Annotated in this window: 20 protein-coding genes and 1 pseudogene; 14 read left to right on the top strand and 7 right to left on the bottom strand. The window is 64.7% G+C overall.

The genetic code is table 11. From position 1 onward, the window contains the following. Positions 1 to 26 precede the first annotated feature (26 nt). The 8 genes and pseudogenes from HOLFODRAFT_RS20320 to HOLFODRAFT_RS0209370 form a co-directional block, all read left to right on the top strand. Positions 27 to 449, top strand: a pseudogene (locus HOLFODRAFT_RS20320) (alpha/beta hydrolase fold domain-containing protein); the annotation flags it as partial. Between the two features lie 97 nt (positions 450 to 546). Then, the gene (locus tag HOLFODRAFT_RS0209400; protein WP_005038165.1) at positions 547 to 942 is read left to right on the top strand and encodes a cupin domain-containing protein; all 396 of its coding nucleotides are present in this window, start codon (positions 547 to 549) and stop codon (positions 940 to 942) included. A gap of 28 nt (positions 943 to 970) precedes the next feature. After that, positions 971 to 1,969: an alpha/beta fold hydrolase gene (locus HOLFODRAFT_RS0209395; protein ID WP_005038163.1), complete on the top strand. Its 999-nt coding sequence runs from the start codon at positions 971 to 973 to the stop codon at positions 1,967 to 1,969. 379 nt (positions 1,970 to 2,348) lie between these two features. Beyond that, positions 2,349 to 3,404: an NAD(P)-dependent alcohol dehydrogenase gene (locus tag HOLFODRAFT_RS0209390; protein ID WP_005038161.1), complete on the top strand. Its 1,056-nt coding sequence runs from the start codon at positions 2,349 to 2,351 to the stop codon at positions 3,402 to 3,404. 435 nt (positions 3,405 to 3,839) lie between these two features. Then, positions 3,840 to 4,379, top strand: coding sequence for a flavodoxin family protein (locus HOLFODRAFT_RS0209385; protein ID WP_026939202.1), 540 nt, complete (start codon positions 3,840 to 3,842; stop codon positions 4,377 to 4,379). Between the two features lie 32 nt (positions 4,380 to 4,411). After that, positions 4,412 to 5,419, top strand: coding sequence for an aldo/keto reductase (locus HOLFODRAFT_RS0209380; RefSeq protein WP_005038157.1), 1,008 nt, complete (start codon positions 4,412 to 4,414; stop codon positions 5,417 to 5,419). Positions 5,420 to 5,560: 141 nt separating this feature from the next. After that, complete coding sequence (locus tag HOLFODRAFT_RS0209375) at positions 5,561 to 6,319, top strand: carboxymuconolactone decarboxylase family protein (RefSeq protein ID WP_005038154.1); 759 nt, start codon at positions 5,561 to 5,563, stop codon at positions 6,317 to 6,319. A 48-nt stretch (positions 6,320 to 6,367) separates the two neighbouring features. After that, on the top strand, positions 6,368 to 7,300 hold the full coding sequence (locus HOLFODRAFT_RS0209370; protein WP_005038152.1) for an AraC family transcriptional regulator: 933 nt from the start codon (positions 6,368 to 6,370) through the stop codon (positions 7,298 to 7,300). A 352-nt stretch (positions 7,301 to 7,652) separates the two neighbouring features. Here the strand turns inward: HOLFODRAFT_RS0209370 and HOLFODRAFT_RS0209365 are convergent, their stop codons facing one another. After that, on the bottom strand, positions 7,653 to 8,771 hold the full coding sequence (locus HOLFODRAFT_RS0209365) for a hypothetical protein (protein WP_005038150.1): 1,119 nt from the start codon (positions 8,769 to 8,771) through the stop codon (positions 7,653 to 7,655). Positions 8,772 to 8,906: 135 nt separating this feature from the next. On the opposite strand from HOLFODRAFT_RS0209365, the gene HOLFODRAFT_RS0209360 reads away from it, so the two are divergent. After that, positions 8,907 to 9,458, top strand: coding sequence for a hypothetical protein (locus tag HOLFODRAFT_RS0209360; RefSeq protein WP_148300407.1), 552 nt, complete (start codon positions 8,907 to 8,909; stop codon positions 9,456 to 9,458). A gap of 6 nt (positions 9,459 to 9,464) precedes the next feature. Here the strand turns inward: HOLFODRAFT_RS0209360 and HOLFODRAFT_RS0209355 are convergent, their stop codons facing one another. Beyond that, entirely contained in the window at positions 9,465 to 10,724 is a 1,260-nt protein-coding gene (locus HOLFODRAFT_RS0209355) for a DNA methyltransferase (protein ID WP_005038145.1), read from the bottom strand. 21 nt (positions 10,725 to 10,745) lie between these two features. Between HOLFODRAFT_RS0209355 and HOLFODRAFT_RS0209350 the strand changes: the two genes are divergently transcribed. Further along, positions 10,746 to 12,803: an ATP-binding protein gene (locus tag HOLFODRAFT_RS0209350; protein WP_005038143.1), complete on the top strand. Its 2,058-nt coding sequence runs from the start codon at positions 10,746 to 10,748 to the stop codon at positions 12,801 to 12,803. Between the two features lie 20 nt (positions 12,804 to 12,823). Next, entirely contained in the window at positions 12,824 to 14,833 is a 2,010-nt protein-coding gene (locus tag HOLFODRAFT_RS0209345; RefSeq protein WP_026939201.1) for a FlgO family outer membrane protein, read from the top strand. Between the two features lie 134 nt (positions 14,834 to 14,967). On the opposite strand, the gene HOLFODRAFT_RS0209340 is transcribed toward HOLFODRAFT_RS0209345, so the two are convergent. Continuing rightward, positions 14,968 to 15,762: an SDR family NAD(P)-dependent oxidoreductase gene (locus tag HOLFODRAFT_RS0209340; protein WP_005038140.1), complete on the bottom strand. Its 795-nt coding sequence runs from the start codon at positions 15,760 to 15,762 to the stop codon at positions 14,968 to 14,970. Positions 15,763 to 16,161: 399 nt separating this feature from the next. Here HOLFODRAFT_RS0209340 and HOLFODRAFT_RS0209330 point away from each other — a divergent pair, with 399 nt between their 5' ends. Next, on the top strand, positions 16,162 to 17,757 hold the full coding sequence (locus HOLFODRAFT_RS0209330) for a methyl-accepting chemotaxis protein (RefSeq protein ID WP_026939200.1): 1,596 nt from the start codon (positions 16,162 to 16,164) through the stop codon (positions 17,755 to 17,757). Here HOLFODRAFT_RS0209330 and mutL read toward each other — a convergent pair. From mutL to rsmI, 3 genes are all read right to left on the bottom strand, one after another. After that, positions 17,754 to 19,535 carry a DNA mismatch repair endonuclease MutL gene (gene mutL / locus HOLFODRAFT_RS0209325; protein ID WP_005038135.1) on the bottom strand — a complete coding sequence of 594 codons (1,782 nt, stop codon included), beginning with the start codon at positions 19,533 to 19,535 and terminating at the stop codon, positions 17,754 to 17,756. The two genes, HOLFODRAFT_RS0209330 and mutL, sit on opposite strands and share 4 nt — an antisense overlap. Next, the gene (locus tag HOLFODRAFT_RS22935) at positions 19,532 to 20,392 is read right to left on the bottom strand and encodes an AraC family transcriptional regulator (RefSeq protein WP_005038133.1); all 861 of its coding nucleotides are present in this window, start codon (positions 20,390 to 20,392) and stop codon (positions 19,532 to 19,534) included. The genes mutL and HOLFODRAFT_RS22935 overlap by 4 nt, the downstream gene beginning before the upstream one ends. Before the next feature lie 109 nt (positions 20,393 to 20,501). Then, on the bottom strand, positions 20,502 to 21,353 hold the full coding sequence (gene rsmI / locus HOLFODRAFT_RS0209315) for a 16S rRNA (cytidine(1402)-2'-O)-methyltransferase (RefSeq protein WP_005038132.1): 852 nt from the start codon (positions 21,351 to 21,353) through the stop codon (positions 20,502 to 20,504). Positions 21,354 to 21,471: 118 nt separating this feature from the next. Between rsmI and HOLFODRAFT_RS20310 the strand changes: the two genes are divergently transcribed. Beyond that, complete coding sequence (locus HOLFODRAFT_RS20310; RefSeq protein ID WP_005038130.1) at positions 21,472 to 22,923, top strand: putative bifunctional diguanylate cyclase/phosphodiesterase; 1,452 nt, start codon at positions 21,472 to 21,474, stop codon at positions 22,921 to 22,923. On the opposite strand, the gene purM is transcribed toward HOLFODRAFT_RS20310, so the two are convergent. Further along, positions 22,914 to 23,951 carry a phosphoribosylformylglycinamidine cyclo-ligase gene (gene purM / locus HOLFODRAFT_RS0209305; RefSeq protein WP_005038129.1) on the bottom strand — a complete coding sequence of 346 codons (1,038 nt, stop codon included), beginning with the start codon at positions 23,949 to 23,951 and terminating at the stop codon, positions 22,914 to 22,916. The genes HOLFODRAFT_RS20310 and purM overlap by 10 nt on opposite strands. Before the next feature lie 104 nt (positions 23,952 to 24,055). Between purM and folE the strand changes: the two genes are divergently transcribed. After that, complete coding sequence (gene folE / locus HOLFODRAFT_RS0209300) at positions 24,056 to 24,598, top strand: GTP cyclohydrolase I (protein ID WP_005038128.1); 543 nt, start codon at positions 24,056 to 24,058, stop codon at positions 24,596 to 24,598. Positions 24,599 to 24,873: the final 275 nt, after the last annotated feature.

Here is a 24,873-nt window from a genome sequence, read left to right as displayed (position 1 = left end):
CAGATTCGAAGCGCGCTGTTCGGCGCGGGCCAAAGCTGTCGGCCCAGTGGCTGATGTACCCCACGGTGAGCAACAGGATGGATACCGAGTCCTGGAAGGAGCTGGGCGAGCGGGAATTTCCGAGCCGGGCCGTGAACCTCGGGGTGATCCAGGCCTACGTTCCCCAGGGAACCAGTCCCTACGCGCCGCTGGTGGCTCCGCTTTGGGCGACCCACCAGGGGCTGCCATCGGCCCTGATCCAGGTGGGCGACAGCGACCCCCTGCGGGACGAGGATCTCGCCTACGGGAAGGCCCTCGCGGCAGCCGGTGTGAAGGCTGAGACCCGGGTCTATCCGGGGCAGCACCATGGCTTCATCCAGTTCTTCAAGGACAGGAAGCGCAACTCCGGGGGTGAGAGGGCCCTCGACGAGGGTGTTCGCTTCCTTCGGGGAGCCTTCGGGCCTCCCTGACCGGGAGTTGATGTTCACAGTCCCTCCCAGGTCCTCGTCCAAGTTAGCAGCGGGACAAGGGTCCCGGACGAGGCCCCGGGACGGGGCAGGAGGAATCATGACTGCGAACAAGAACTACCAGGCCACCCTCGTGGCGGAGATGTACAAGCCCGGTCGGACGGTGCTCCACGATGACCTAGCACTGACGAGCGCCGAGGTCTCCATCAACACCCTGCCAGCCGGGGTCAGCCTGCCCTTCATCCATGCCCACAAGCAGAATGAGGAGATCTATGTGGTGCTGAAGGGGAAGGGGCTTTTCTACATCGACGGCGAGGAGTTCGGGGTGCAGGAGGGCTGCGTGGTGCGCATCGATCCCGCCGCGGCCCGCAGCATCAAGGCCGATGAGGCCAGCGAGCTGACCTATGTCTGCGTCCAGGCCAAGGCCGGGAGCCTGGAGCAGCACACCCAGGGGGATGGTCTGCCTGCGGAAGGCCAGCCCAGCTGGCAGAAGTAGGCTGAGTTGTTAAAAAGGAGGTTATGAAATGAGACGTTTTCTTCATGCCCTGCTGGGCGCAGCGGTCCTCCTGGCAGCCACGCTGTCTGTGCAGGCCCGGCCCGCCCTGGAGGTCCTGGGGCGCGACTTCAGCTTCCCGAACCGGATCGAGGGCCTGCCCGCTAAGCTCTCGGACTTCAAGGGCCTGCAGATCAATGACTTCGTAACCTCGGATGGGGTCCGCCTGGCATACTGGGAGGCCGGGCAGGGCCGACCCCTGGTCTTCATTCCTGGCTGGTCAGCCAACGGGGCGGAATACCTCAACGTGATGTATCTGCTGAGTCGCCACTACCGGGTCATCGTCCTGGATCCCCGGAACCAGGGGCTCTCCCAGCAGGTGGCCTATGGCAACCGGATTGCGCGCTACGCAGTGGATCTCAGGGAGCTCGGAGAGCACCTGGGGCTGGCCTCCGCCGACTACTGCGGGTGGTCCATGGGGGCCTCGGTGCTCTGGAGCTACATCGACCTCTTCGGCACCCGGGGGATTCGCAAAGTAGCCTTTGTGGACGAACCTGCCTCCATCTACAGCCATGCGGACTGGTCCGAGCAGGAAAGGCTGGAGGCCGGAGGCATGACTTCCTCACCAGAGCGGATGATCGAATCCTTCACCACGGGCAAGCCGGTCACCAGCCTCATCTGCCAGTCCCGGGCCCTGGAGCGCTACCTTGCCATGGACTCGCCCAGCTTCCAGAATTCCGAGGCCTTCGCCCGGGAGTTCATCAAAAGTGACCCTGGGTATATGAAGCTGGTGCTCTTCGACCACATTTCGAACGATTGGCGGGATGTCCTCCGGAGCAAGATCAAGGTGCCAACGGCCATCTTCACCGGAGAGAACAGCGATGTGGTGGCCTGCCAGAAATGGATGAAGTCGGTGATCCCGGATTCGCGACTCTACCTCTACTCCAAGGCCGAACACGGCGACCACTTCCTGATGTTCAAGAACCCTCTGAAATTCACGGAAGATCTTCGGGGCTTCCTGGAGCAATGACCCGGATCCCCTGCTCGCTGCGCTCGCGATGTCCCCCCTTTGACCTCCACGTGATGACCGGGCAAAGCCCGACCATCACGTCTGTGTGGAGAAGGGTGGCTGAGCGACTGGTGCGTCCTCGCAGAATTGGGCAAAAAGTCTGGAGCATCAGGCAAGCCGGGGTGGGGCCATCGGCCTACACTTTGTCTTGTCGCTGAGGCGATGCGGTGCCGGTGGGAAGGCGGAATAGGCGTGAGGCCTTCCCGCTCCAGGAAGCGCCGAAGGCCTTGCGGATGCCGCAGGCCATCCCAACCACGACGAGAAATGCACATCGGAACGTCTTTGGGCGAACGCTGAGCCGTCCGTCCAGACCCGTGCCATCCCTGATCCGGAGGACTTCATGACCACGAACGTGCTCGGCTACGCCGCCCACTCCCCGAAGGACGCCCTGGTGCCCTTCCGCTTCGACCGCCGTGCTCCCCGCCCCGACGATGTGGTGATCGAGATCCTCTTCTGCGGGGTCTGCCACTCCGATCTGCACACCGCCCGCAACGACTGGGGATGGACCACCTACCCCATCGTGCCGGGCCACGAAGTCATCGGCCGGGTGATCGAGGTAGGCCCGGGGGTGACCCGCTTCAAGGTGGGCGATCATGTTGGCGTAGGCTGCATGGTGGACTCCTGCCAGCATTGCCAGCCCTGCGAGCAGGGCCTGGAGCAGTACTGCGAGGAGGGCTCCACGTATACCTACGGGGGCGTGGACCGCCATGACCACACCCTGACCCAGGGCGGCTATTCCGAGAAGATCGTCGTGGCTGAGAACTTCGTGCTCCGCATTCCTGAGGGCCTGGATCTGAAGGGCGCCGCGCCGCTCCTCTGCGCGGGCATCACCACCTGGTCCCCGCTTCGCCACTGGAAGGTCACCCAGGGAAGCCGCGTGGCGGTGGTGGGCCTCGGAGGCCTGGGGCACATGGCCCTCAAGCTGGCCAAGGCCCTGGGGGCCGAGGTGACCCTCTTCACCCGCTCCGCCGGGAAGGAGGCGGATGCCCGCCGCCTGGGGGCCGATCACATCGTCCTCTCCACGGACTGGCAGCAGATGGCTTCGGTCAAAGGGAAATTCGATCTGATCATCGACACGGTACCCTACCTCCACGATATCAACCCCTACATTCCGACCCTTGGCATCTCCGGTACCCTCGTGCTGGTGGGCTACCTGGGGCCCCTGGACCCCTTCCTCAACACCGTCCCCATGATCATGGGCCGGAAGTCCGTGGCGGGTTCCCTTATCGGGGGCATCGCCGAGACCCAGGAGATGCTGGACTTCTGCGGCCAGCACGGCATCACCTCCGATGTCGAGGTGATCAACATGCAGGCCATCAATGAGGCCTACGAACGGATGCTGAAGAGCGACGTGAAGTATCGCTTCGTGATCGACATGGCCTCCCTCAAGGCCTGATACCGATTCGCAATCAATAAACTAAAATGCAAAAACGACTTCCACCACCAAGGCGCGAAGACACCAAGGAATCACCAAAGGTTTACTGGCGATCAATGTCTTCGCCCCGGGTCAATGTGAAAGCCAACTCCCACCTCTGCGCGCCAGTGGCTGGACACTCTGGCCGCCCCGCGATGCGGGGGTGTGCGGCGGCGCCGCACACGTTCCGGGAGGGACAGGTGGCCGTGGCACGCTTGCGTGCCTCTGCCGCCTGCCCCCCCCGGAACCAGGCCCGAGTGTCCTGGTCGACGCATCAGGCTTTTCTTGGTGAAACTTGGTGCCCTTGGAGCCTTGGTGGTGGAATTTATGCTTTTGTCTGCGAAGGCGTATGAGGCGCCTTCAAGCCGCAACCCAGCAGGGCCCCTCCCTCGGGCCTTGCCCAGCCTCTGGAAAACCATGCCCAAGCAGATCCTGATTCTCTCCTCCAGTCCCCGGAAGGGTGGGAATTCCGACACCCTCTGCGACCAGTTCGCCCTCGGCGCCCGGGAGGCCGGGCACCACGTCGAGAAGGTCCGCATCCCCGAACACCGCATCAACTACTGCACCGGTTGTGGCGTTTGCGTCGGTGGGAAGTCCGCCTGTCCCCAGCGGGACGATATGGCCGGACTCCTGGACCGCGTGATCGCCGCAGATGTCCTGGTCCTGGCCACGCCGGTCTACTTCTACACCATGGCCGCCCAGATGAAGACCTTCATCGACCGCTGCTGCGCCCGGTACACCGAGATCACCGGCAAGGAATTCTACTTCATCGCCACGGCGGCGGATGGCAGCGAGCCAGCCCTGGAGCGGACCATCGAAGGCTTCCGGGGCTTTCTGTCCTGCCTGACCGGCGGCCGGGAGAAGGGAATCGTCTACGGGGCCGGGGCCTGGGGCAGGGGCGAGATCGATGGTTCCCCGGCCATGCAGGTGGCCCGTCAGTTCGGCCGCCAGGCCTGAGTAACACCCAATCCCCAACACAGGAGCATTCCATGCAGAAACGCAAACTTGGCAACAGTGATCTTGAGGTATCGGCCCTCGGGCTGGGCTGCATGGGGATGAGCTTCTCCTACGGACCCGCCGGGGACCGCCAGGAGATGATCGCCCTTCTGCGGGCCGCGGTGGAGCGGGGGGTCACCTTCTTCGATACGGCGGAGGTTTACGGTCCGTACACCAACGAGGACCTCCTGGGCGAGGCCCTGGAACCCTTCCGGGGGCAGGTGGTGATCGCCACCAAGTTCGGCTTCAACCTGGACCCGAACTACGATCCCCGGGGCGTGGCGGGACAGCCGGGCCTGGACAGCCGCCCGGAGAACATCCGCCGGGTGGCCGAGGCCTCCCTCAAGCGTCTCCGGGTGGAGGCCATTGACCTCTTCTATCAGCACCGGGTGGACCCGAATGTGCCCATCGAAGAGGTCGCCGGGGCGGTCCGGGACCTGATCCAGGCGGGCAAGGTGAAGCACTTCGGGCTTTCCGAGGCCAGCCCCCAGACCATCCGCAGGGCCCACGCGGTCCAACCCCTGGCGGCCCTCCAGAGCGAGTACTCCCTGTGGACCCGCAGCGTAGAAACGGAGATCCTGCCGGTTCTGGAGGATCTGGGCATCGGCCTGGTCCCCTACTCCCCCCTGGGTCGGGGCTTCCTCACCGGGAAGATGGATGAGGCGACTACCTTCGACGCCAAGGACTTCCGCAACTCCCTGCCACGCTTCACCCCGGAGGCCCGTAGGGCCAACCAGGCCCTGGTGGAGCTGCTGAAGGGCATCGCCACCCAGAAGGGGGCGAGCCCTGCCCAGATCGCCCTGGCCTGGCTCCTCGCCCAGAAGCCCTGGATCGTGCCCATCCCCGGAACCCGCAAGCTGGGGCGCCTGGAGGAGAACCTGGGGGCCACAGAGGTCGAGCTGAGCCCCGAGGATCTGCGGGAGATCGGGGTCGCGGCCCAGGCCATCCCCGTCGCCGGGAGCCGCTACCCCGAGCATCTCGAAGCCCTGACTGGCCGCTGAGGCCTTTCGAAAGGTCCTGGGGGGCTGAAGTCCCCCATATGAAGATCCGCCTGGGCGCAACAGGTGTGGAAACGTAAACCCGGAAACAGCGGCGTCGGTGTCGCGGCTGCGAAGTCGGGTCATTGAACTGGAGGAGGGCCTATGGCCATTTCAGAAACAGCTTACCGAAACCACGAACGCCTCTTTCCGGGTCATGTCTCCACCCTGAAGGTCACGGATCCTGAGCTCATCGAGATCTTCGACAACTTCGCCTTCGATGAAGTGCTGGCCCACGGCCATCTCGATGAGCGCACCCGCTTGATGGTCATCCTGGCGGCCCTGGTCGCGGGACAGTGCATTGGGGCGTTCAAGGTGATGCTGGGCGGTGCCCTCAACATCGGGGTGACCCCGGTCGAGGCCAAGGAGATCGTATACCAGGCCGTGCCCTACTGCGGCATCGGCGTGGTATACGAGTTCCTCCATGCGGCGAACGATATCCTGGTGAACCGGGGGGTGGAGCTTCCCCTGGATGGGCAGGCCACCACAGGTCCGGAGACCCGTTTTGAGCGGGGGCTGGCCCTGCAGAAGGCGATCTTCGGCGAGGCCATTGATCGGATGCATCAGCAGACTCCGGCGAGCCAGTCCCATATCAATACGTACCTCTCGGACAACTGCTTCGGCGACTTCGTCTCCCGGGGAGGCCTGGACCTGAAAACCCGGGAACTGCTGACCTTTTCCATGCTCCTGTCCATGAAGGGCTGTGAACCCCAGTTGAAGGGGCACATCCAGGGCAATGCCCATCTCGGGAACGACAAGGCCACCCTGCTGGGTGTCATCACCCAACTGCTGCCCTACATAGGGTACCCCCGGACCCTCAACGCAATTCGATGTCTGAACGAGGTCCTGCCGGAGCACCCATAGGGGGGCTTGAGGGTTCGCGGTCTAAACTTGGCGGAAGGAAGGTCGACCATGGTTCAGGACGAGAGTATCCAGGCCGAATTGGGCTCCTTGGCCAAGCTCCTGCTTGGCTTCGCTCCCTACGATGGCTTTTTTGCCATGCGCATGCCCGGCCTGTCGGTATACCGGGCTTCGCGGCCCTATAAGGATATGGCTCACGGGCTCCAGAAGCCCTCGCTCTGCCTTGTGGCGCAGGGGGCCAAATCCGTCTTTTTCGGACCCGATGAGGTGGAATACGACACCTCCCGGATGCTGGTGGTTTCGGTGGATGTTCCGGTGGGGGCCCGGGTGACCCAGGCTTCGCCGGAAGCGCCCTTCATCAGTCTCAAGCTCGAGCTTGATCCGCAAAAGATCTCGGAGCTCGCCCTCCGGGTCTTCCCCCACGGGCTGCCCCAGTCTCCCAGCGAGCGTGGCATCTTTGTCAGCCCTACCGAGAAGGACATTGTCCAGGCCGCCATCCGGCTCCTGGGCCTGCTGGCCCGTCCTGACGATACGGAACTGTTGGCACCCCTCGTGGTGGATGAAATCCTGATCCGCCTCCTCCGGAGCCCCATCGGCGTCCGGGTCGCCCAGATCGGCAAGGAGGAGTCCCGGGTGCAGCGGGTTTCCAAGGCGATCTCCTGGGTGCGGGACAACTTCGACCAGCCCCTGGATGTGGAAAGGCTGGCCCTGCTGGTCAACATGAGCTCCTCTTCCTTTCACCAGCACTTCAAGTCCGTCACCTCCATGAGCCCCCTGCAATACCAGAAGGTGCTGCGCCTCCAGGAGGCCCGGCGCCTCATTCTGACCCGGATGCTGGATGCCGGGAGCGCAAGTCGGCAGGTGGGCTATCTGAGCAATTCCCAGTTCAGCCGGGAATACCGCCGCTATTTCGGCCATGCCCCCACGCGGGACCTGGTTCTGATCCGCGAAGGGGCCCGCGCTCCGCAGGTCGACGAGAACTGATATTCCAATTCTCGGATTGCTCACGATTACAAGTGTTAAATGAGCAATGTGTTTATAACGTGTTTTCCGGGCAGCTCGTTGTCCTTATGTTTCTATCCTGCCCATCCTGCATATCCTGTTGAAAATCTTTGAACAGGATAGACAGGATGGGCAGGATGAAATGATTTGAAAGATAATTATATGTTCATTTTTGCTTTGAAATCGGTGGAAGTCCGCTGTTGTGTCATTCACGCCAAACAGGGGAACCGACTGAAAAGCCTGTTGGCCGGGCCTGAGCGTCCGCCCCTTGATGGGTTTTCTTTATCGTGCCTCCCCGGCCGCTGCTTCATGACGCAGACCAAGGGGGCACCGATCAGTACCTTGAAGGCATCCTTCGCGAGATCTCCTCGGTGAGGTCTGCGGGGTAGGGGTTGTGGCGGCGCGCCTGGATGGCATGCTGGAATCGGGCCCAGGTCTTGCGGGCGGCCTGCTGGAAGTCGGCCCGGCTCCGGGATTCGGGGCGCATGCGGATGGACGCCAGGGCGTCCTTGCCGTCGCCATCCAGAGGGCCACCGATGGCTTCGGCCAGATCCAGGTTTGAGGCTGTGTTCCGCAGATGCCAGCAGGACACCCTCGGCTGGTCGCGGAAGGGAGCCAGGCTGCGCAACAGCATGGGGGGCACCTCCGTATGGGTCCGGGCGCTCTCATCCGGATCGACGATGCGGCCCTCGTCTGCGGCCCGCAGCAGCATCGACTGGAAAGCATCCTCGAAGGTCCGGTCCAGGTACACTACCCAGGCCTCATATCCCCGGTCCAGCACCTTCTGGACATCCTTCTCCGACACCCAGGGGCTGTCCACGATGGCGCCAGGGAACCCCTGGCGGATCAGCTGGCAGCTGAGCGTGCTCTTGCCGGAAGCCTCCCCCCCGGCCATGAGGATCACGGGTTCGCGGCCCGCCAGATCAAGGACGTGGTCGCGGATCCGGGTGCCGAGGCTGGCCAGCTCGCCCAGGGCCGACGGGTCCACATCCTGGAAGGCTGCCAGGGCCAGGGGTGGGTTCTCCGCCACGCCTGGGATCAAGTGGAGCAGGGTGTCGCCGCTGACGATCCGACCGCCCTGGGTGTCGGGACGCTCCGCATAGCGGGCCAGGGTGGCCTTGTGATCCCTGGCCATGGTCTGGATTTCCCGGGTCAGGCGCGCCACCCACCGCTCCCGGATTTCAGAAAGCAGGCTGCCGTAAGCCACCCGTCGGTGTTGCGGCAGGTTCCGCCACACTGGGCGCCGCACGGGCAGAGGCTCCGGCGCACCGAGCCCCGTCGGCCTGGGCGTGCCGAAGGCCCATCGGTGCAGTATCTCCCGGACCTGGCCTTCCTCCAGCGGGCCACCCCACTCCGCCAGGGCGCGGGCCAGGCGGCGGTTGTTCTCGAAAACCCCCTGCCGGAGGGCCTTCATGAAGCGCTGGGGTGTCATGGGCATCGCTTGCTCCGGCATTTCGTCTCCTCGACCAACATGCTTCTCTCCTCTGGGAAAGCGCGATCCGTGGCTCTTGAACCGAACGGCTGCGATGCCGGATTCAATTTTCATGAAACCTCAGCCCCCTTGCAGACATATCCATGGTCCATGGAAATGCCTGAACTCACCCAATTCATCGATGCCTGGACCATCCGGGCGGTGGTGGCTTCCCGGTTTCTCGCCCGCCTCTACCGTGCCATGGGGGATGGTCGACAGGCCTCCAATGCCATTCAGGCCGGGGCACCCTCGGAGGAGCGAGCCCAGCGCCTCGGGCTGGCGCCCCGGGTGGCCGAAGGGCAGGCTGTCTTCGGAGATGAGGTGGGCGAGGAGATCGAGAAGGAAATCCGGGCCTGGCAGTCCCTCGTCGAATCCCAGGCCGGCATCAGCGCCTTCCATGCGATGGTTGAGGGCTGCAGCCGCGGTCGGCGAGGGCTTCGCGGGGCGCGGCAGGCGGCGGGCAAGGCTTTTCACAGGGCCGTCCAGGGCTACCGCATCGCCTTCCCGGAGGAAATGGCCCGCGAAGGAATTTCTCTGGCCATCCAGGCCGCCACCATCCTCTGCATGGAAGCCTTCCTGGTGGACCTCAATGGGGACCCGGCCCTGGGCCAGGAGCTGCACCGGAACATCCTGGAGGCCCTCCAGGCGGCAGCGGGCTTGACGGCCTGAGGGCAGCTACTGCTTCCTGAACACCACGATGCGATTGCTGTTGGTTCCGTGGGTATTGTTGGAGACACCCCAGATGTTGGCGGTCTTGGTGAAGTCCTGTTCGTTCACCAGCACCCCCAGGGCTTCGAATCCGGCCTGATGCCCCAAGGGGAGTACGGCCTCCTCCAGCCGGACCTGCCCCTGGCGCACCTCCCCGACCTCGAAGGCCACGTGGCCTCCGGGCCGGGTGATGCGGTGGAGTTCCCGGAAGACCTCCCCCATGACCTCGGACCAGGCGGCCACGGTGCGGGACATGGTGATGCCCCGGCCGATGACCTCGGCGTCCAGGCCGCAGAACCAGCAGCGCAGCCAGTTATCCTTGGCGTACTGCACCACGTCCAGGAAGGGGGGGGAGGTGACGGTCAGGGCCACCGCGTTGTCCGGGAGGGTGGGCACCCGCCGGGCGTCCCCGGTCAGGAAGCGGGCGTCCCTGCGGGCGGCGCCCAGGTTGCCGCACTCCGTTTCCGTGAGCCCCTTGAGGAGCTGACGGCTCTTTTTGATGATCAATTCGTGTACATTGCGATAGGGGGGTACCTGGTTGCGGCGCTCGTTGAGGACGCGCTGCTTCTCGGCGCTCACGGCCTGGTTGGGGGGCAGGGTGTAGACGGAGAAGAATCCCGGGCTGTGGCCCGTGAGGCGGTTGGTGGCCACCATTCGGATCCAGGCGTCGAGCTCATCGAAGGCGCCGGATGCCTCCCGCTCCATGAGGTAGGCCCGAAGGGCGCGCAGCTCCGCCTCGGTGTCCGGGTGGTAGAACATGTCCAGGGCAGTGCCATCGGGAGCGGCCCCGGCCAGGGGGATCTCCTTCAGGCGCTTGGCCAGAGCCAGGGATTCCGGCGGGCTGAGGCGCGGTTCCGCCAGCATCCGGGAGAGGGGGTTCACGTCGTTGGCAGCCACCCGGCGCCCCAGGAGCGCGGCCTCCACGGCGGTGGTGCCCCGGCCGCTGAAGGGGTCGTAGACGAGATCGCCGGGTTCCGTGAGGCGCTCGATGAAGAGGCGGGGAAGCTGGGGCTTGTAGCAGGCGCGGTAGGAAATCTCGTGGAGGTTGGAGGCCTGGCGCTGCATGGAGGTCCAGAATTCGCCGCGCAGCAGGGGCAAGGGGGTGTCCCGGAAGGGGAGCTCCTCTCGCACCAGGCCCCCCGCATGGGCGCTGAGGGCCTCCAGGGATGCATTGAGAGCTTCCTCCATGAGGAGGGGGAGGGTGCGTTGGGGTTCCCAGTTCTGCATCCATCCAGGGTACCCTGGACCATGACCTACAAGCGGAATGCAGAACTGAATCGTCTCTATCTGGGCGCCGGCCTTGCGGTTCTCATCTTCGGCATCTTCCGGGTCTACAAGCTGCTGGGCAACCAGGTGGAAGCGGGCCTGGACGCGCCGTCCCGCTGGGGCCTGCTGGCCCTGGGGCTGGCCAATCTGCTGGCCATCATGGGCCTCCTCTTCATCGTGGCCCGCAGCCTGCTCAAGGTCTATTTCGAGCGCCGCAGCGGCATCCTGGGCGCCCGGATCCGGACTCGGCTGGTGGTGGCCCTCCTGGCGGTGGGGATCCTGCCAAGCCTCATGCTCTACCTCATCGGGCGGGACTTCATCAGCCAGAACATCGACCGCTGGTTCAGGCCCGACACGGTCCGGGTCATCCAGGATGGCGGGCGGCTTTCCGAGGCCTATCGGGAGGAGTTGCGGAAGCAGGTCCAATTGGGCTTGGCCCTGGCCCAGAACCGTTCGGGCCTTGAAATGGACCTCCTCCGGAACGAGGCGCGGCTGGACATCCTGATCCACCGGACAGGTTCCGATACGGCCGAGGAGTCCATGAGCAGGGGGTTGCCCCGCCCCGACCTGAAGAAGGGGCCTGGCCTCCAGGAGGTGGAGGATGGCTGGTGGATCCTGGAGTCGCTTCCTGGCCTGGGGAGAGAGGAGTGGATCGGCGGAACCTTCGCGCCCCCGGAGCTGGCAGGAGGGCTGGTGCGACTCGAGAAGCGCCATCGCGAGAGCCTTCAGATCACCCAGAACCGGGAAAAGTTCGAAACTCTGCCCCAGAGCAGCTTCCTCTTCCTGACCCTCATGACGATCTTCATCGCCATGTGGGTGGGGCTTACCCTTTCCCGCACCATTTCCGAGCCGATCCGGGCCCTGGCCAAGGCGGCCCAGCGGATCGGCATGGGGGACCTGGAGTCCAATCTCCCGGAGGAAGGCGAGGATGAGCTGGCCTTCCTCTGCCGGAGCTTTAATGCCATGGCCCGGGACCTCAAGGCCGGACGTCTGGCCGTGGTGGAACAGTCTGAGCGCATCGATCGTCAGCGGGCCTACCTGGGCCAGCTGCTGGAGGCGCTCCCCGTGGGGGTCATCAGCTGGCAGCCGGATGGCAGCCTCCGCACCTTCAACCCCGCAGCCAGGGCTTGGCTGGGAGAGGAGGGCTGGGATCCCGAGCGGGATTCGTGGCAGGTCCTTTCGGACCAGCCCCGCTTCGGCAACCTCCCCCTGCTCCAGAAGCGGGTCAAGGAGACGGGGCGTCCCATGCAGGAGGAACTGCGGATTGGCAGCGAGGGCGAGGGCCGCCCCGTCCGGGCCATGGTGGTGCCTTTGGTGAATGGCGGCGAGTTGGCGGTGCTGGAGGATCTCTCCCTCCTGGCCCAGGCGGAGAAGCGGGCGGCTTGGCAGGAGGTGGCCCGCCGCATGGCCCACGAGGTCAAAAATCCCCTCACGCCCATCAAGCTCACGGCCCAGCGACTCCTGCGCAAGTGCAGCCAGGGAACCCTTGAGACGGCCTCGGTGGCCGAAGGGGCCGAGACCATCCTGACCGAGGTCACCAGCCTCCAGCGTCTGGTGGACAGCTTCAGCCGCTTCGCCAAGCTCCCCACCCCCCAGTTCCGGGAGATGGACGCTGTGGACCTGGTGCGTCAGGTGGCCGCACTTTACGTGCCCAACCACCCCCGCATCCAGTGGGACGTGCAGCTCCCCGAAGGTCCCCTCCAGGTGTTCTGGGATGAGGACATGGTGAAGCGGGTCCTCATCAACCTCCTGGACAATGCCATCGGGGCCCAGGCTGAAACGGGCTGCATCCATGTGAGCCTTTCCGAAGAGGCCGGAATCACCACCCTGATGGTGAGGGACGAGGGGCAGGGTGTTCCCCCGGAGGCCCGGGAGCGGATCTTTGAGCCCTACTTCTCCACCAAGCGCAAGGGGATGGGTCTGGGGCTGGCCATTGTGCGCCGGATCGCCCAGGATCACGGGGGCGAGGCCCATTTTGAACCCGCCCAGCCCGGCAGCCGCTTCTGGGTGACCCTGCCCCGGCAGGCCACCCTGTCTTGAATCACTTCTGGGAAATGAATATGCGATTTTCACCCCTCTTTTCTTCCGCTACGGCAGCGCTTGTCCTGGTGGCTCCGGTCATGGCCACCGCACCCCAGCCCATGGCGACAGCGCTCAAATCCATCAGCGATCGCGCCCGGCGGATCTCCCCAGACAAGAAAGTCCGCCTCGCGGTGGTCCCCCTGAAGGGGACCGAATCCCAGCGATTCGGCGACAAGGGCTTCGGGGTCTATCTGACGGAACAGCTCTCCACGGCCCTGAGCTCAGCCGGACCCGCCATCCGCCTCTTCGAGCGCTCCCGCCTGGACGTGGTGCTCAAGGAGCAGGCCCTTTCCTCCAGCGGCCTCATGGACGAATCCGAAGCCCGGAAGATCGGTGAGCTGGCTCCCATCGACTACCTGCTGACCGGGACCTTCACCCGGCTGGACCGCTCCATCGCCATCCAGGTCCGGTACCTGGATGTGGTGTCGGGAGAGGTGGTGGCAAGCCTTTCGGAAAGCGTGGATCTGACGCCGGATTTGGCGGGTCTCTTCGAGGACCTCCAGGCCGGGCCGACCCCTGCGACGGAACCCAAGCCCACCGCCAACCCCTGTGAACCCAAGTGGATCCCCATCCGGAACCTCATGGAGGACATCGGGACCCAGGAGAAGGTCGAGGGGTTGGTGAAGGAGGCCACCGCCATCCCCTTCGAGGGGGCCTGCGGGAAAATCCACGACCACGTGGTCTGGCACCTGGTTCGCTACAAACAGCACTCCGCCAGCTACCGGCAGTTCCTCGTCGGGGTTATTCCCGGCATCCAGAACCCGGATGAGGATGACCGCACAGGGGCCATCCTTAGCTACCTGGAGGCCGAGCCTTCCCTGGAGGAAGGTGAATGGAGGGCGATCCAGGGACTCATGGCCCGCTCCAGGCGCCCCTGGGGCTATCTGGACCTGCTGCTCAGGGACCGGGAGAACAGCGATGCTTCACGCCAGCGGCAGATGGTACGGATCGGCCTCCTCCTGAAGGAGGCCCAGGCGGGGCGCATCGGGCGTCCGGTGCCTGTGGAGGCGGGCAAGCTGTTCACCCAGATTCTCGGACGTTTGCGATCTTCGGGGGCCAAGACGCCGGATCTCCGGGCGGCCGTCCTCTGTTACGGGCGCTTCGGAGCCTCCTGCGGCGTCGATGGTGACAAGGAGCTGCTGAGCCTCCTCTCCCATCTCTTCACCCACTCCACCGGAGCCCCCAGGGCCCAGGCCCTGACCTGGCTGGGGCAGCGCGTTGCGGCAGCCGAGCCCAGTCGGGATCTGGCGGAGCAGGTGGTGCGTCTCTACGAAGGCCTGCTCAAGGACTCCGGGAAGAACAAGGCCCCGTCGGTCCGGGAGCTTCGGCGCACACCGGAGATGGACCGTCTTGCCTCCCTCTGTGGCCAGCGGATGGCCGACGTCCTGCCCCAGGTCATCAACCGGGAGAGCCGCATCGAACTCAAGCGCTTCTGCCTGGCCTACGGGATTTCCGGCTCCGAGGTCCCGAGTCCGGAGGAACTGCTGAAACAACTGGATGCCGAGCCCGTCCACGAGCGCCAGGAAGCCCTTCGAATGCTGGCGGCCCTGGGCGAGAGGGCCAAGGCCGCTGAGCCCCGGGTGCTCAAACTTCTGCGGCGGGCCGATGTCCTGAGCGGGTGGGGAGGGCAGATGCGGTACCTCCAGCGGGATCTCCTGGACTTCGCGGGGGTGATCCGGACAAACAATCCCGAGTTGCAGCGCATCCTGGTCCAGCACCTGACCAGTCTGGAGCCCCTGTTCTACGAGGCCGCCATGCAAAGCCTCGCCCGTATCGGCGCCCCCACCATTCCTCTGCTCAAGGAAAGCTATGGTCCGGTGGAGCAGTACCCCAAGCAGCTCATCGCCCGGACCTTCGGGCTCATGGGGGGCCAGGCAAGGGCTCAGACCCCATGGCTGCGGTCCATGATGGGCTCGGCTCCCAATGTCCATGTCCGGAACGCCCTGGAGGATGCCATCGAAGCCATCGAGACGCCTCAGTCCAAGTAGGATTGGCGGTGGTCCCTCAGGGGTGTCGCGTGGTCGCGGAGGCCTGCCGCCAGCTTCAGGCGAGGCCCATGAAATCAGCAAAGCGCCCCAGCCCGGAGGCTGAAGGCGCTTTGCTGTCCCGGGCTTGACCTGTGTCAGCCGGCGACGGTGCCGCCGTCCACGGACAGGATGTGGCCGGTCACGAAGCAGCTGGCTTCGGAGGCGAGGAAGATTGTGGGGCCGACGAAATCCTCGGGCTCAGGGGCGGCGCCCATGGGAATGCGCGCAAGGTAGCCAGCGGCGCTCTTGGGGTCGGCCAGGATGGGCTCCGTGAGGGGGGACCAGAAGACGCAGGGGGCGATGCTGTTGACGCGGATGTTCTGCTTGCCCCACTCGAAGGCCAGGGTCTTGGTCATGTAGTGGACCGCGGCCTTGCTGGTGCCGTAGCCGGTGTAGCCGCCCTCGTGGCCGTTGAAGCCGCGGACGGAGCCGATGTTGATGATCGAGCAGGGCTTATTGAGGGCGATCATGGCCTTGGCCACGGACTTGCAGCAGATCAGGGTGCCCTTGACGTTGATGTCCATCACCCGCTGCCAGGCGGCGATATCCATGGTGACCAGCAGCTCGCGATGGGCGACGCCAGCGCCATTGAAGAGGACATCGATCTTGCCCATCTCCTTCATGGCTTCCGCCACCATGGCATCGACGCTCTCTTCGCTGGTGATGTCGCAGGCGGCGGTGATCACCTTCACGCCCAGCTTCCGGAGCTCCTCCGCCAGCTGATCCAGGCTCGCCTGGTTCATGTCGCAAAGCACCAGGTTGGCGCCGTTCAGTGCCAGGCCACGGCAGACAGCGGCGCCCAGGCCCCCGCATGCACCGGTGACCAGGGCCGTCTTGCCAGAGATATCGAAAAGGTTCTTCAGGTCCGCGTCGCTCTTCTTGTTACGCATGATCATCCTCCAGGTGAAAGCAGAGATAAATAATAACGGGTTTTGTCAGGTATTAAATGTATCGTTTCATGTGGAATACTGCTGTCGGATGTCGCTATTCGAGCTTAAATGGATTGTGGGCCTATTCGTCGAAGCCTGGGATGAGTTCGCTGCTCGCGGCTCGGTCGGTCTTGTATGCCTGTTTGTTATGGTAATAACTGTATTGTTATTGTAATAAAGACATCCTTGCGTGGTCTTGTAATTGTAATGTACGCTTGAAAGCGCGGCATTTTCCGCAAGAATCCTGTATTAATGTTTTGGTTATTTGATAAAAGTAACCCTAGATATGGCTTTGTAGTTGTGAGGGTAATTCCAATGTATCGATTTTGGCTTTATCTGCGTTTGAGAACCCAGCTGTTCTTGGTTCTTGCGGTTGTATCTCTTGGTTTTATTGTATTCGGGTCCTGGTCGTTCCGGACCCTGGATGCCCTGCGGATCGGTGGCCCCTCCTATTCCCGTATCGTCCGGGGAAAGGATCTCGTAGCGGATATCCTGCCTCCCCCCAACTACATCATCGAATCCTATCTTGTGGCGCTCCAGATGGCCCGAGGTGGGCACGATGCCGAGCTGACGAGCCTTTCGGAGCGCCTCAGAACCCTCCATCGCGAATACGACACGCGACGGGCGTACTGGCTCGAGCAGCCGCTTGAGGGTGAAATCGCCAGTGTGTTCCTGCAAGAGGCCCACGAGCCGGTTCCCCGCTTCTATGAGATCGCCGAACGTCAGTTCATCCCTGCCTTGGCCAGCGGTGACAAGGCTCGTGCAGAAGTAGCTCTGAACGGCATGAGCCGGGAATACCAGGCCCATCGGCGAGCCGTGGACCGTGTGGTGGCATTGGCCAACCAGGGCAATGTGGTCACGGAAAAGGAGGCTGCGGGCCTTCTGGCGAGCTCACGAAGAAGCCTGCAGTGGGTGTTCGGGTTGTCCCTGGCGGTGGGCCTGTTTCTCTTCTTCCTGGTGACCTACACCCTGACCCGGGATGTGAAGCGGCTCCAGGGAGCCATGGGCAGCCTGGCCCAGGGGAAGCTCGGGACTTCCATCACCCTGGCCCGGCGGGACGAAATCGGCGGCATGGCGATGGCCCTGGAGGAGACGCGGCGGACCCTCGCGGGCCTGGTGGGGGATATCCGGAGTGGTGTCGACCAGGTGGCCCGCTCCGCTGGCTTTGCCTCCGGGACCTCCCGTAGCCTGGCCATGGGCGTCCAGGGGCAGACCGAGGCAGCTCAGTCCATGGCCGCCTCGGTGGAGGCCCTCGGAGTCAGCATCCTCCAGATCGGGAACGTGGCCGACCGAGCCCGGGAAGTGGCGGAGGTCGCGGACCGCCGCTCCGCCGATGGGCGCTCTGCCATGGCCGAGACCGTTCAGCGCATCGGGGATGTGGCCCAGGGCATCGAAGATTCCGTCATCCGGGTCCAGGGGCTCGCCGCCGTTGGTGAGCGGATCGCCCGCATTGTTGCGACCATCCGGGAGATCGCCAACCAGACCAACCTCCTGGCCCTGAATGCGGCCATCGAGGCCGCGCGGGCCGGGGAGCAGGGCAAGGGGTTCGGGGTCGTCGCCAATGAGGTTCGGAATCTGGCTGAGCGCACTTCCGTGGCCACCCGGGAGATTGGCGACATGCTTGGCGAAATCCAGAGGAGCACCGAGGGGGCGGTCCAGAGCATCCAGGCCAGCAGCTCCCTTTCCAGGCAGACCGTGGAGCGGGTGGATGCGGCCCAGGTCGCCCTGGGCGAGAGCCTGACCGCCCTCGGCGGCCTCATCCGGGAGATCGCCGAGATTTCCGACGCGCTTCAGGAGCAGCGGGGTGCTTCCGAACAGCTTGTCGAGAACGTGGGCAGGGTGGCCGAGGTCTCCCGTGCCAATCACGGGGTCACGGAGGACATGGCCAGGGTCTCCCGGGAACTGGACGGCATGGCCCAGGGCTTGGCTGGCGCCGTGGCCCTGTTCCAGGCTTAGCTCCTGCGGCCGAAGCTCCGTTCCAGTTCACTTCGGGTCAGCTTCTTGATGACGGGGCGGCCGTGGGGGCAGGTCTGGGGGACTTCGCAAGCCAGGAGGTCCCGCACGAGCTGGACCACCAGGGGGCCGTCCAGCCGATGATACCGCTTGATGGCGGCCCGGCAGGCGAGTTCGGCATTGAGCTCGCGCCGGAAGGCCTCCAGATCGAGCTTGCCACCGGTTTCAAGGCGCTCCTGGAGGGCCTCCAGCAGGGTCTGGGGGTCCCGGTCGGCCAGGAAGTCGGGAAGCCCGCGCACCACCAGGGCGTCATCTCCGAAGACCTCGCACTCCAGGCCCACATGGTTCAGTTCCTCAAGGTAGGGTGCGAGGCGGGACAGGGAGGCGGGTCCCAGGTGAAGAGCCCTGGGGGGCATGAGGGGCTGCACCGCCGGGGCATGGCGTCGGGTGAAGAGGCGCTCGAAGAGGATGCGCTCGTGGGCCGCGTGCTGGTCCAGGATCCAGAGTTCCGGCTCCCGTTCCCCTTGGATCTCCACCAGGAGGTAGGTGTGGTCGAAGGCGCCCAGGAATCGGATGTCCTGGGCGGGCTCCGGGGCCTCGGCGGCCCGGTCGGGGATAGGGGGTGCCGAATAGGGGCGGTCCAGGCGGGTCTGGAAGACCTCTTCCATGACTCTGACCGCCGGTTTCGCAGAGTCCTTCCACAGGTGGGGATGGATGGCGGCCTGGGTCCGCACGGGGGCCTCGAACTCGGGCTCCAGGGGCTTGGGAGGAAGGTCCAGCACCGAGGCGAGATCGCCCCGCAGCTGGCCCCAGGCCTCCCGCAGGACCCGGCTCACCCAGGGGAAGATGCGGTGGGGATCCTGGAAGCGGACTTCGGCCTTGGTGGGGTGGACGTTCACATCCACCGCCTCCGGGGGGAGGTCCAGGAAGATCACGGCGGCCGGGTACGAGCCCTTGGCGAAGTAGCCCTCCCAGCCAGCGGCCAGGGCCGCCAGGAGGAGGCGATCCCGGACGGCTCTGCCATTGACGAAGAGGTAGAGGTGGTTGCGGTCCCGGAAGCTAAGTTCGGGCGGGCTCAGGTAGCCCCGGAGGACCCATGGGTGTTCGCCCTCCCGGAAGGGCACCAGCCTGCGGAGCCGTTCGCCGAGCAGGGCTCCCAGGCGATCGCCAACCTCCGAAACCGGGGGCAGGATGAGGTCACTTCCTCTATCCGTCCTCAGGACCCAGTGCACATCCGGTGTCGAAAGAGCCATGCGGGTCACCACGCCCCAGAGGTGGGCGTGCTCGGTGTCAGTGCCCTTGAGGAAGCGTTTCCGGGCGGGGAGCTGGGCAAAGAGGTCCCGCACGGTGACCGTGGTTCCCCGGGAGCGGGGGGCGGCCTGGACGTCCTTGATGACGCCGAACTCGCTCCTCAGGCGCCAGCCCTGGCCTTCGGCCTCGGCGCTGTGGAGTTCGAAGCGGGTGACGGAGGCGATGGAGGGCAGGGCCTCGCCCCGGAAGCCGAAGGTCTCCAGATGGCCCAGGTCCTCGGCCGTGCGGACCTTGCTGGTGGCGTGGCGCTCCAGGGCCAGGTAGAGGTCGTCCCGGCCCATGCCATAGCCATCATCCGCCACTTCCAGCAGCCGCTTGCCGCCATCCTCCCAGCGGATTTCCAGGCGCGTGGCACCGGCATCCAGGGCGTTCTCCAGGAGCTCCTTGAGCACCGAGGAGGGGCGTTCCACCACCTCCCCGGCGGCGATCTGGTTGGCCACCTGATCCGAAAGGACGCGGATCCGGGTCATGACTTCCGGTTGAACTGGCGGTCGTAGGCTTCCTGGGCATACTGGCTGGGGGGGACGCCGAAGCGGGTCTTGAAGGCCCGGGTGAATGCGCTGGCGTCATAGAAGCCAAGGGTGGTCGCCACATCGGAGGGGCGCTCCCCGTCAGAGAGCAGCTGCACGGCCCTCTGAAGGCGTCGCTCGATCAGGTACTGGTGCGGGGTGGCGCTGGTGGCCTCCCGGAAGAGGCGGATGAAGTGGTCCGGGGTGCACCGGGCCAGCTTGGCCAGGTCCGGCACGCTGTTCTTGGCGCCCAGGTGGGCCTCCATGTGGTCCAGGACCAGCTGGAGCACGGAGCGGTTGAGGCGATAGGGGAAGCGGCCGACCTCCTCCTTTTCGCTGAGGCGTCCCAGCTCGGCGCCGAAGAGGATCAGGAAGAGCTCCCGGGTCATGAGCTGGAGCCCATCGGGATGGATCATCTCCTGGGTGAAGATGGTGAAGAGCTGCTTGAGGCTCTGGCTCCTCAGGGCCGTGAAGCTCTGCTCCTGCCAGCGCCGCGGCGGGTGCTGGAGGATGGTAAGCATGGGCTCGGGGAAGGGGCCTTCCAGCTCCAGGGCCGTGTAGCCGAAGGGCGTGTCCGCCTGATGGCGCTTCAGGGTATGCCCGAAGCCCGGCAGGAACAGGGCCAAGCTGCCCCGGGGCACCACTCCCTCCTCGTGATCCTCACCCGTGAAGACCCGGATGGGGGCCGTCGGGAGCATGAGGGTCCAGACGTTACGGCCTGAGAGGGCCTTGGTGGGGACGGGGTCCCGCTTGAGGATCGTGAGCCTCAAGGAGCCGCTGGTGAAAACCTGGAGATTTTTGGATTCTTGGTCGCTCATGGGCTTGGGAAAAAAAGGGAGTCAGATTACAAGGAAGGATGGCATCGAATTCGAGCCTTGTCATGCTTTTTTCTACAAGCGCACTACTGAAAATATAATTGATGAACGATTATCGCTCTGCGGCGATCCGGTACATCTCCGAGGGGTTCACCCCCAGGTGTCTGGCCAGGGGTTTTACAGCCTCCCGGAGGGTCATGCCCCCTTCCCGGGCGGCGTCGAGGAAGGTGCAGGCCCATTCCGGAAGCGCGCTGCCATCGAAGAGTTGATCGGTCTCGGTGACTGTCCGCTTGGCGCTGGCTCCGGCGATGACGAGCACCATCTCTCCCCGCCCTTCTGAGCCCAGCTGCTGGCGGACCTGGGTGGGGGTGCCCCGGTACCAGCTCTCGTGGAGCTTGGTGAGTTCCCGACCCAGGGCAATCTCCCGATCCGGGAGGATCTCCTCCAGCTCGGACAATGTTTCATGGATGCGATGCGGGGTCTCGAAGACCACGATGGTTTCTTCCCTTCCGCCGAGCCGCTTGAGGAAGGTTTGCCTGGGCTCGCTGCGGGAGGGCAGGTACCCCAGGAAGGTGAAGGCGTGACTGGGGAGCCCCGAGGCCACCACCGCCAGGGTCACGGCCGAAGGCCCCGGCAGGACGGTGACCCGCACACCGGCCTCCCTGGCCAGGCGGGCCAGTTCGAAGCCGGGATCATTGACTCCGGGCATGCCCGCGTCGGAGCAGTAGGCAACGGTCTGCCCTGAGCGGAGGGCCAGGGACACCCGCTCGAAAGCTGCCTGTCCTGCGTGGTCATCGAAGCGCTGCAGGGGTTTGTCGATCTCCAGGTGCTTGAGGAGCCCCCCTGTCCGCCGGGTGTCCTCGCAGGCCACCAGGTCGCAGTTCCGGAGACTCTCGGTGGCCCGGAGGGTCATGTCGCCCAGGTTTCCCAGGGGGGTTGGTACGAGGATCAGATGGCCAGACATGGTGCACTCCTTCCTACATTCTGGCAGGGCGAATGCGAGGGCAACTATTTCCTGGAGCAAGTATCGTTCTACTGGGATAAATTGGGCGCAATAGCATGATCTTCATGGAGTGTCGGTTGTGAAGCCCGTCAAGGAAGCGGAAGGGGAACTAGCACCCGTCAGATCGCTGAATCCGGCGGACGTGCTGGACCAGCTGGCCCAGTCCCGCGCGGAGATCCACCTCCTCAAGGCCGAGCTCTCCGCCATGCGGCAGCAGGATCCCATCACCGGTCTGCCCAACCGCTTCCGGCTTCAGGATCGCCTCGAACAGGCCACCCAGCTGGCAACCCGGGGGAACCATTACGCCGCCCTCCTGTACATCACCATCGACCGTTTCGAGACCATGGCCCAGACCCTGAGTTTCCGGGACATGGATGAACTGGTGCGCCAGATGGCCAAGCGGGTGGGGGCACCCCTCCACCTGGGCGACACCCTGGCCTCCCTGGGCGGGGATCGCTTCATGATCCTCTTGCCCACGGTTCACGATCCCTTCGAACCTTCCCGGGTGGCGCAGTCCGTCATGGATGCCCTCCGTATCCCCTTCCGGGTGGGTTCCCGGCACCTGCACTTCACCGCCAGCATTGGCATCAGTCTATTTCCCCAGGATGGGGGAGATGCCATCACCCTCTTCCAGCATGCGGAGAGTGCGGCCAGGAGGGCCAGCAGTGAGGGCGGAAACCGGATCCAGTGCACCACGGCCACCCTGAGCGAGGCCTTCCTGGAACGCCGTGAGCTGGAGAGTTACCTGGGAGAAGCCATTGCCGCCGGGGGCCTCAAGCTGAACTTCCAACCCCTGGCGGCGGCGGATGGCCGCCTTCTGGGGATGGAGGCGCTCCTGCGCTGGGAGCACCCTCTGCTGGGAGTGGTGCCTCCTTCCAAGATCATCCCCCTGGCGGAGGAGAACCGTCTGATCCATCCCCTGGGGGAATGGGTCCTGCGCACCGCCTGCCGCGAAGCGGCCGCCTGGCAGGCCCTCAGTCCCAAGCCCATCCGGCTCGCGGTCAACGTGTCGGCCTTTCAGATGGCCCACCCCCAATGGGTGGATCTGGTGGCCAAGGTGCTCCGGGAGACCCGACTCCCCGCCTTCTGTCTGGAGCTGGAACTCACGGAGAGCTCCCTTCTCAAGCAGGGGAGCCCCGGCGCCGGGCCCATCCATGAGCTCAAACGGCTGGGGGTGCGCATCAGTATCGATGACTTCGGCACCGGGTACTCATGCCTTAGTTACCTGCAGCGTCTCCCCATCGACACCCTGAAGATCGACCGCTCCTTCGTGCAGGGGTTGCACCCCGAGAGTCTGGAGGAGGCCGCCTCGCCGATCATCCAGACCATCCTCAGTCTGGGAAGCCATCTGGGGATCGATGTCATCGCCGAGGGGGTGGAGACCGAGGCCCAGAGAACGGCCCTGGAGGGCATGGGCTGCAAGACCTTCCAGGGCTATCTCTTGGGGCGTCCCATGAACGGGGAGGCGGTGATGAATCTGCTCGAGGACAGCCAGATCGTGGCCTTCAACGAGCTCTTCAATCAGCGGTAGACGACGCTCCCGCTGCCGACCACCATCTCGCCGATGACCCAGGCGGCCTCGCCCTGCTCCTTCAGGCGGGCCAGGATGGCCGGGGCTTCGTCCTTGCTGGCGATGAGCACCATGCCTACGCCCAGGTTGAAGCTGCGGCGGGCATCCTCGATGCTGGTGCCGCTCTTCTCCATGAGGAAGCGGAAGAGGGTGGGGATCTCCCAGGAAGTGGTGTCGATGGCGGCGTCGAGGTGGCCTGGCAGGACCCGGGGCAGGTTGTCCGTGAGGCCGCCGCCGGTGATGTGGGCCATGGCCAGGAGCTTGTGCTCCTTCACCAGGGGCATGAGGAGGCCCAGGTAGCTGCGGTGGATCGCCAGCAGGGCTTCGGCCACGGTCTGGTCGGTTCCGGGGAAGGTGTCGTCCACCTTCAGGCCGCAGACATCGAAACAGACCTTCCGGGCCAGGGAGTAGCCATTGGTGTGGAGACCGGAGGAGGGCAGGGCGATGAGCACATCCCCGGCGGCCAGGGCGTCGAGGCGGGGCAGGAGGTCCCCCTCGTCCACCAGGCCCACGATGGTGCCGGCCACATCCACCTCACCCTCGGCGTAGACGCCGGGCATCTCCGCCAGTTCACCACCGATGAGGGCGCAGCCAGCGGCCTTGGAAGCCTCGGCCATGCCCGTGACGATCTGCTCGATGACTTCGGGCTCCAGGCGCTGGGCGGCGATGTAGTCCAGGAAGAAGAGGGGCCGGGCTCCCTGCACCAGGATGTCGTTGATGCAGTGGTTCACCAGGTCGCCCCCCACCGTGTTCCAGGTGTCGGCGAGCCGGGCCACCTTCATCTTGGTGCCCACGCCATCCATGGAGGCCACCAGGATGGGCTTGGCCTCGGGGAACTGGGCGCTGAAGAGGCCGCCGAAGAGCCCGATATCCGAGCGCACGCCGGGGGTCTTGGTGGCCTTCACCAGGGGCTTGATGCGGGCCAGAGCCTGGTCCTGCCGGTTGATGTCCACGCCCGAGGTGGCGTAGCTGACGGTCTTGTCGGTCATGATGCCTCTCCAACAGTCATGATCCCACAGGCCGGGCCGGATCGGATCACTGCCCCTGAATTCCCCTTTCGGTGGCACTCTTAGGGGTGTTTGCGGAGGTAGTCATGTCAGTGGACCAGAAGAGGGCCGCCCTGGCCGTGCGGGAGCTGCTGGTCGGTCTGGGGGTTGATCCGGATTCCCCCGAGCTGCGGGATACCCCCAAGCGGGTGGCTGAATTCTGGAAAGAACGCCTGGAGGGGTACGGCGTGGACCCGATGACGGAACTGACGCCCCTGCCCGGCGAACTGGAGCCCTGCCCGGTGATCCTGGAAAAGGTGCCCTTCGTGAGCACCTGCGAACACCACCTGGCCCCCTTTGAAGGCTTCGCCACCATCGGGTACATCCCCGGCCCCGGTGGGACCGTGGGCCTCTCCAAGCTCGCCCGGCTGGTCCAGACCTTCGCCCACCGCCTCCAGGTCCAGGAGCGCATGGTCCACCAGATCTCCCAGGCCCTGGAGGCATCCCTCCACCCCGTAGCCTGGGGCGTCAAGCTGGTGGCGGTCCACACCTGCATGGCCCACCGCGGCGTGCGCACCCCCGGCGTCCCCGTGGTGACCACCGTGATGGGTGGCGCCTGGAAGGAAAAGCCGCCCAAGGCCTTCGAGTAACTTACTTCGTCTTTTATCCCCTTAATCCCCTTCATCCTGGCTAAATATTTTTCTTTTTAGCCAGGATGAAAAGTGATAAGGAAAGGTTAATGGCGTCACGGGTTGTTTTTTTGGTGACATTTGAAGCTGTTTACCTCGCCTCTGCCACTGTTTCTGGCAGGGTTGAAAGGCGTATTTGGAGGAACTTTTAGGCTAGTTTTTACTCCTTGGTATGTTGGTGACTTTTGCTCTTGTTTTTAAGAAAAAAAGAATTAGCCAGGATGAAGGGGATGAAG

This window comes from Holophaga foetida DSM 6591 (assembly GCF_000242615.2).
Taxonomy (GTDB): domain Bacteria; phylum Acidobacteriota; class Holophagae; order Holophagales; family Holophagaceae; genus Holophaga; species Holophaga foetida.
This window is presented reverse-complemented; position numbering and strand designations above follow the sequence as displayed.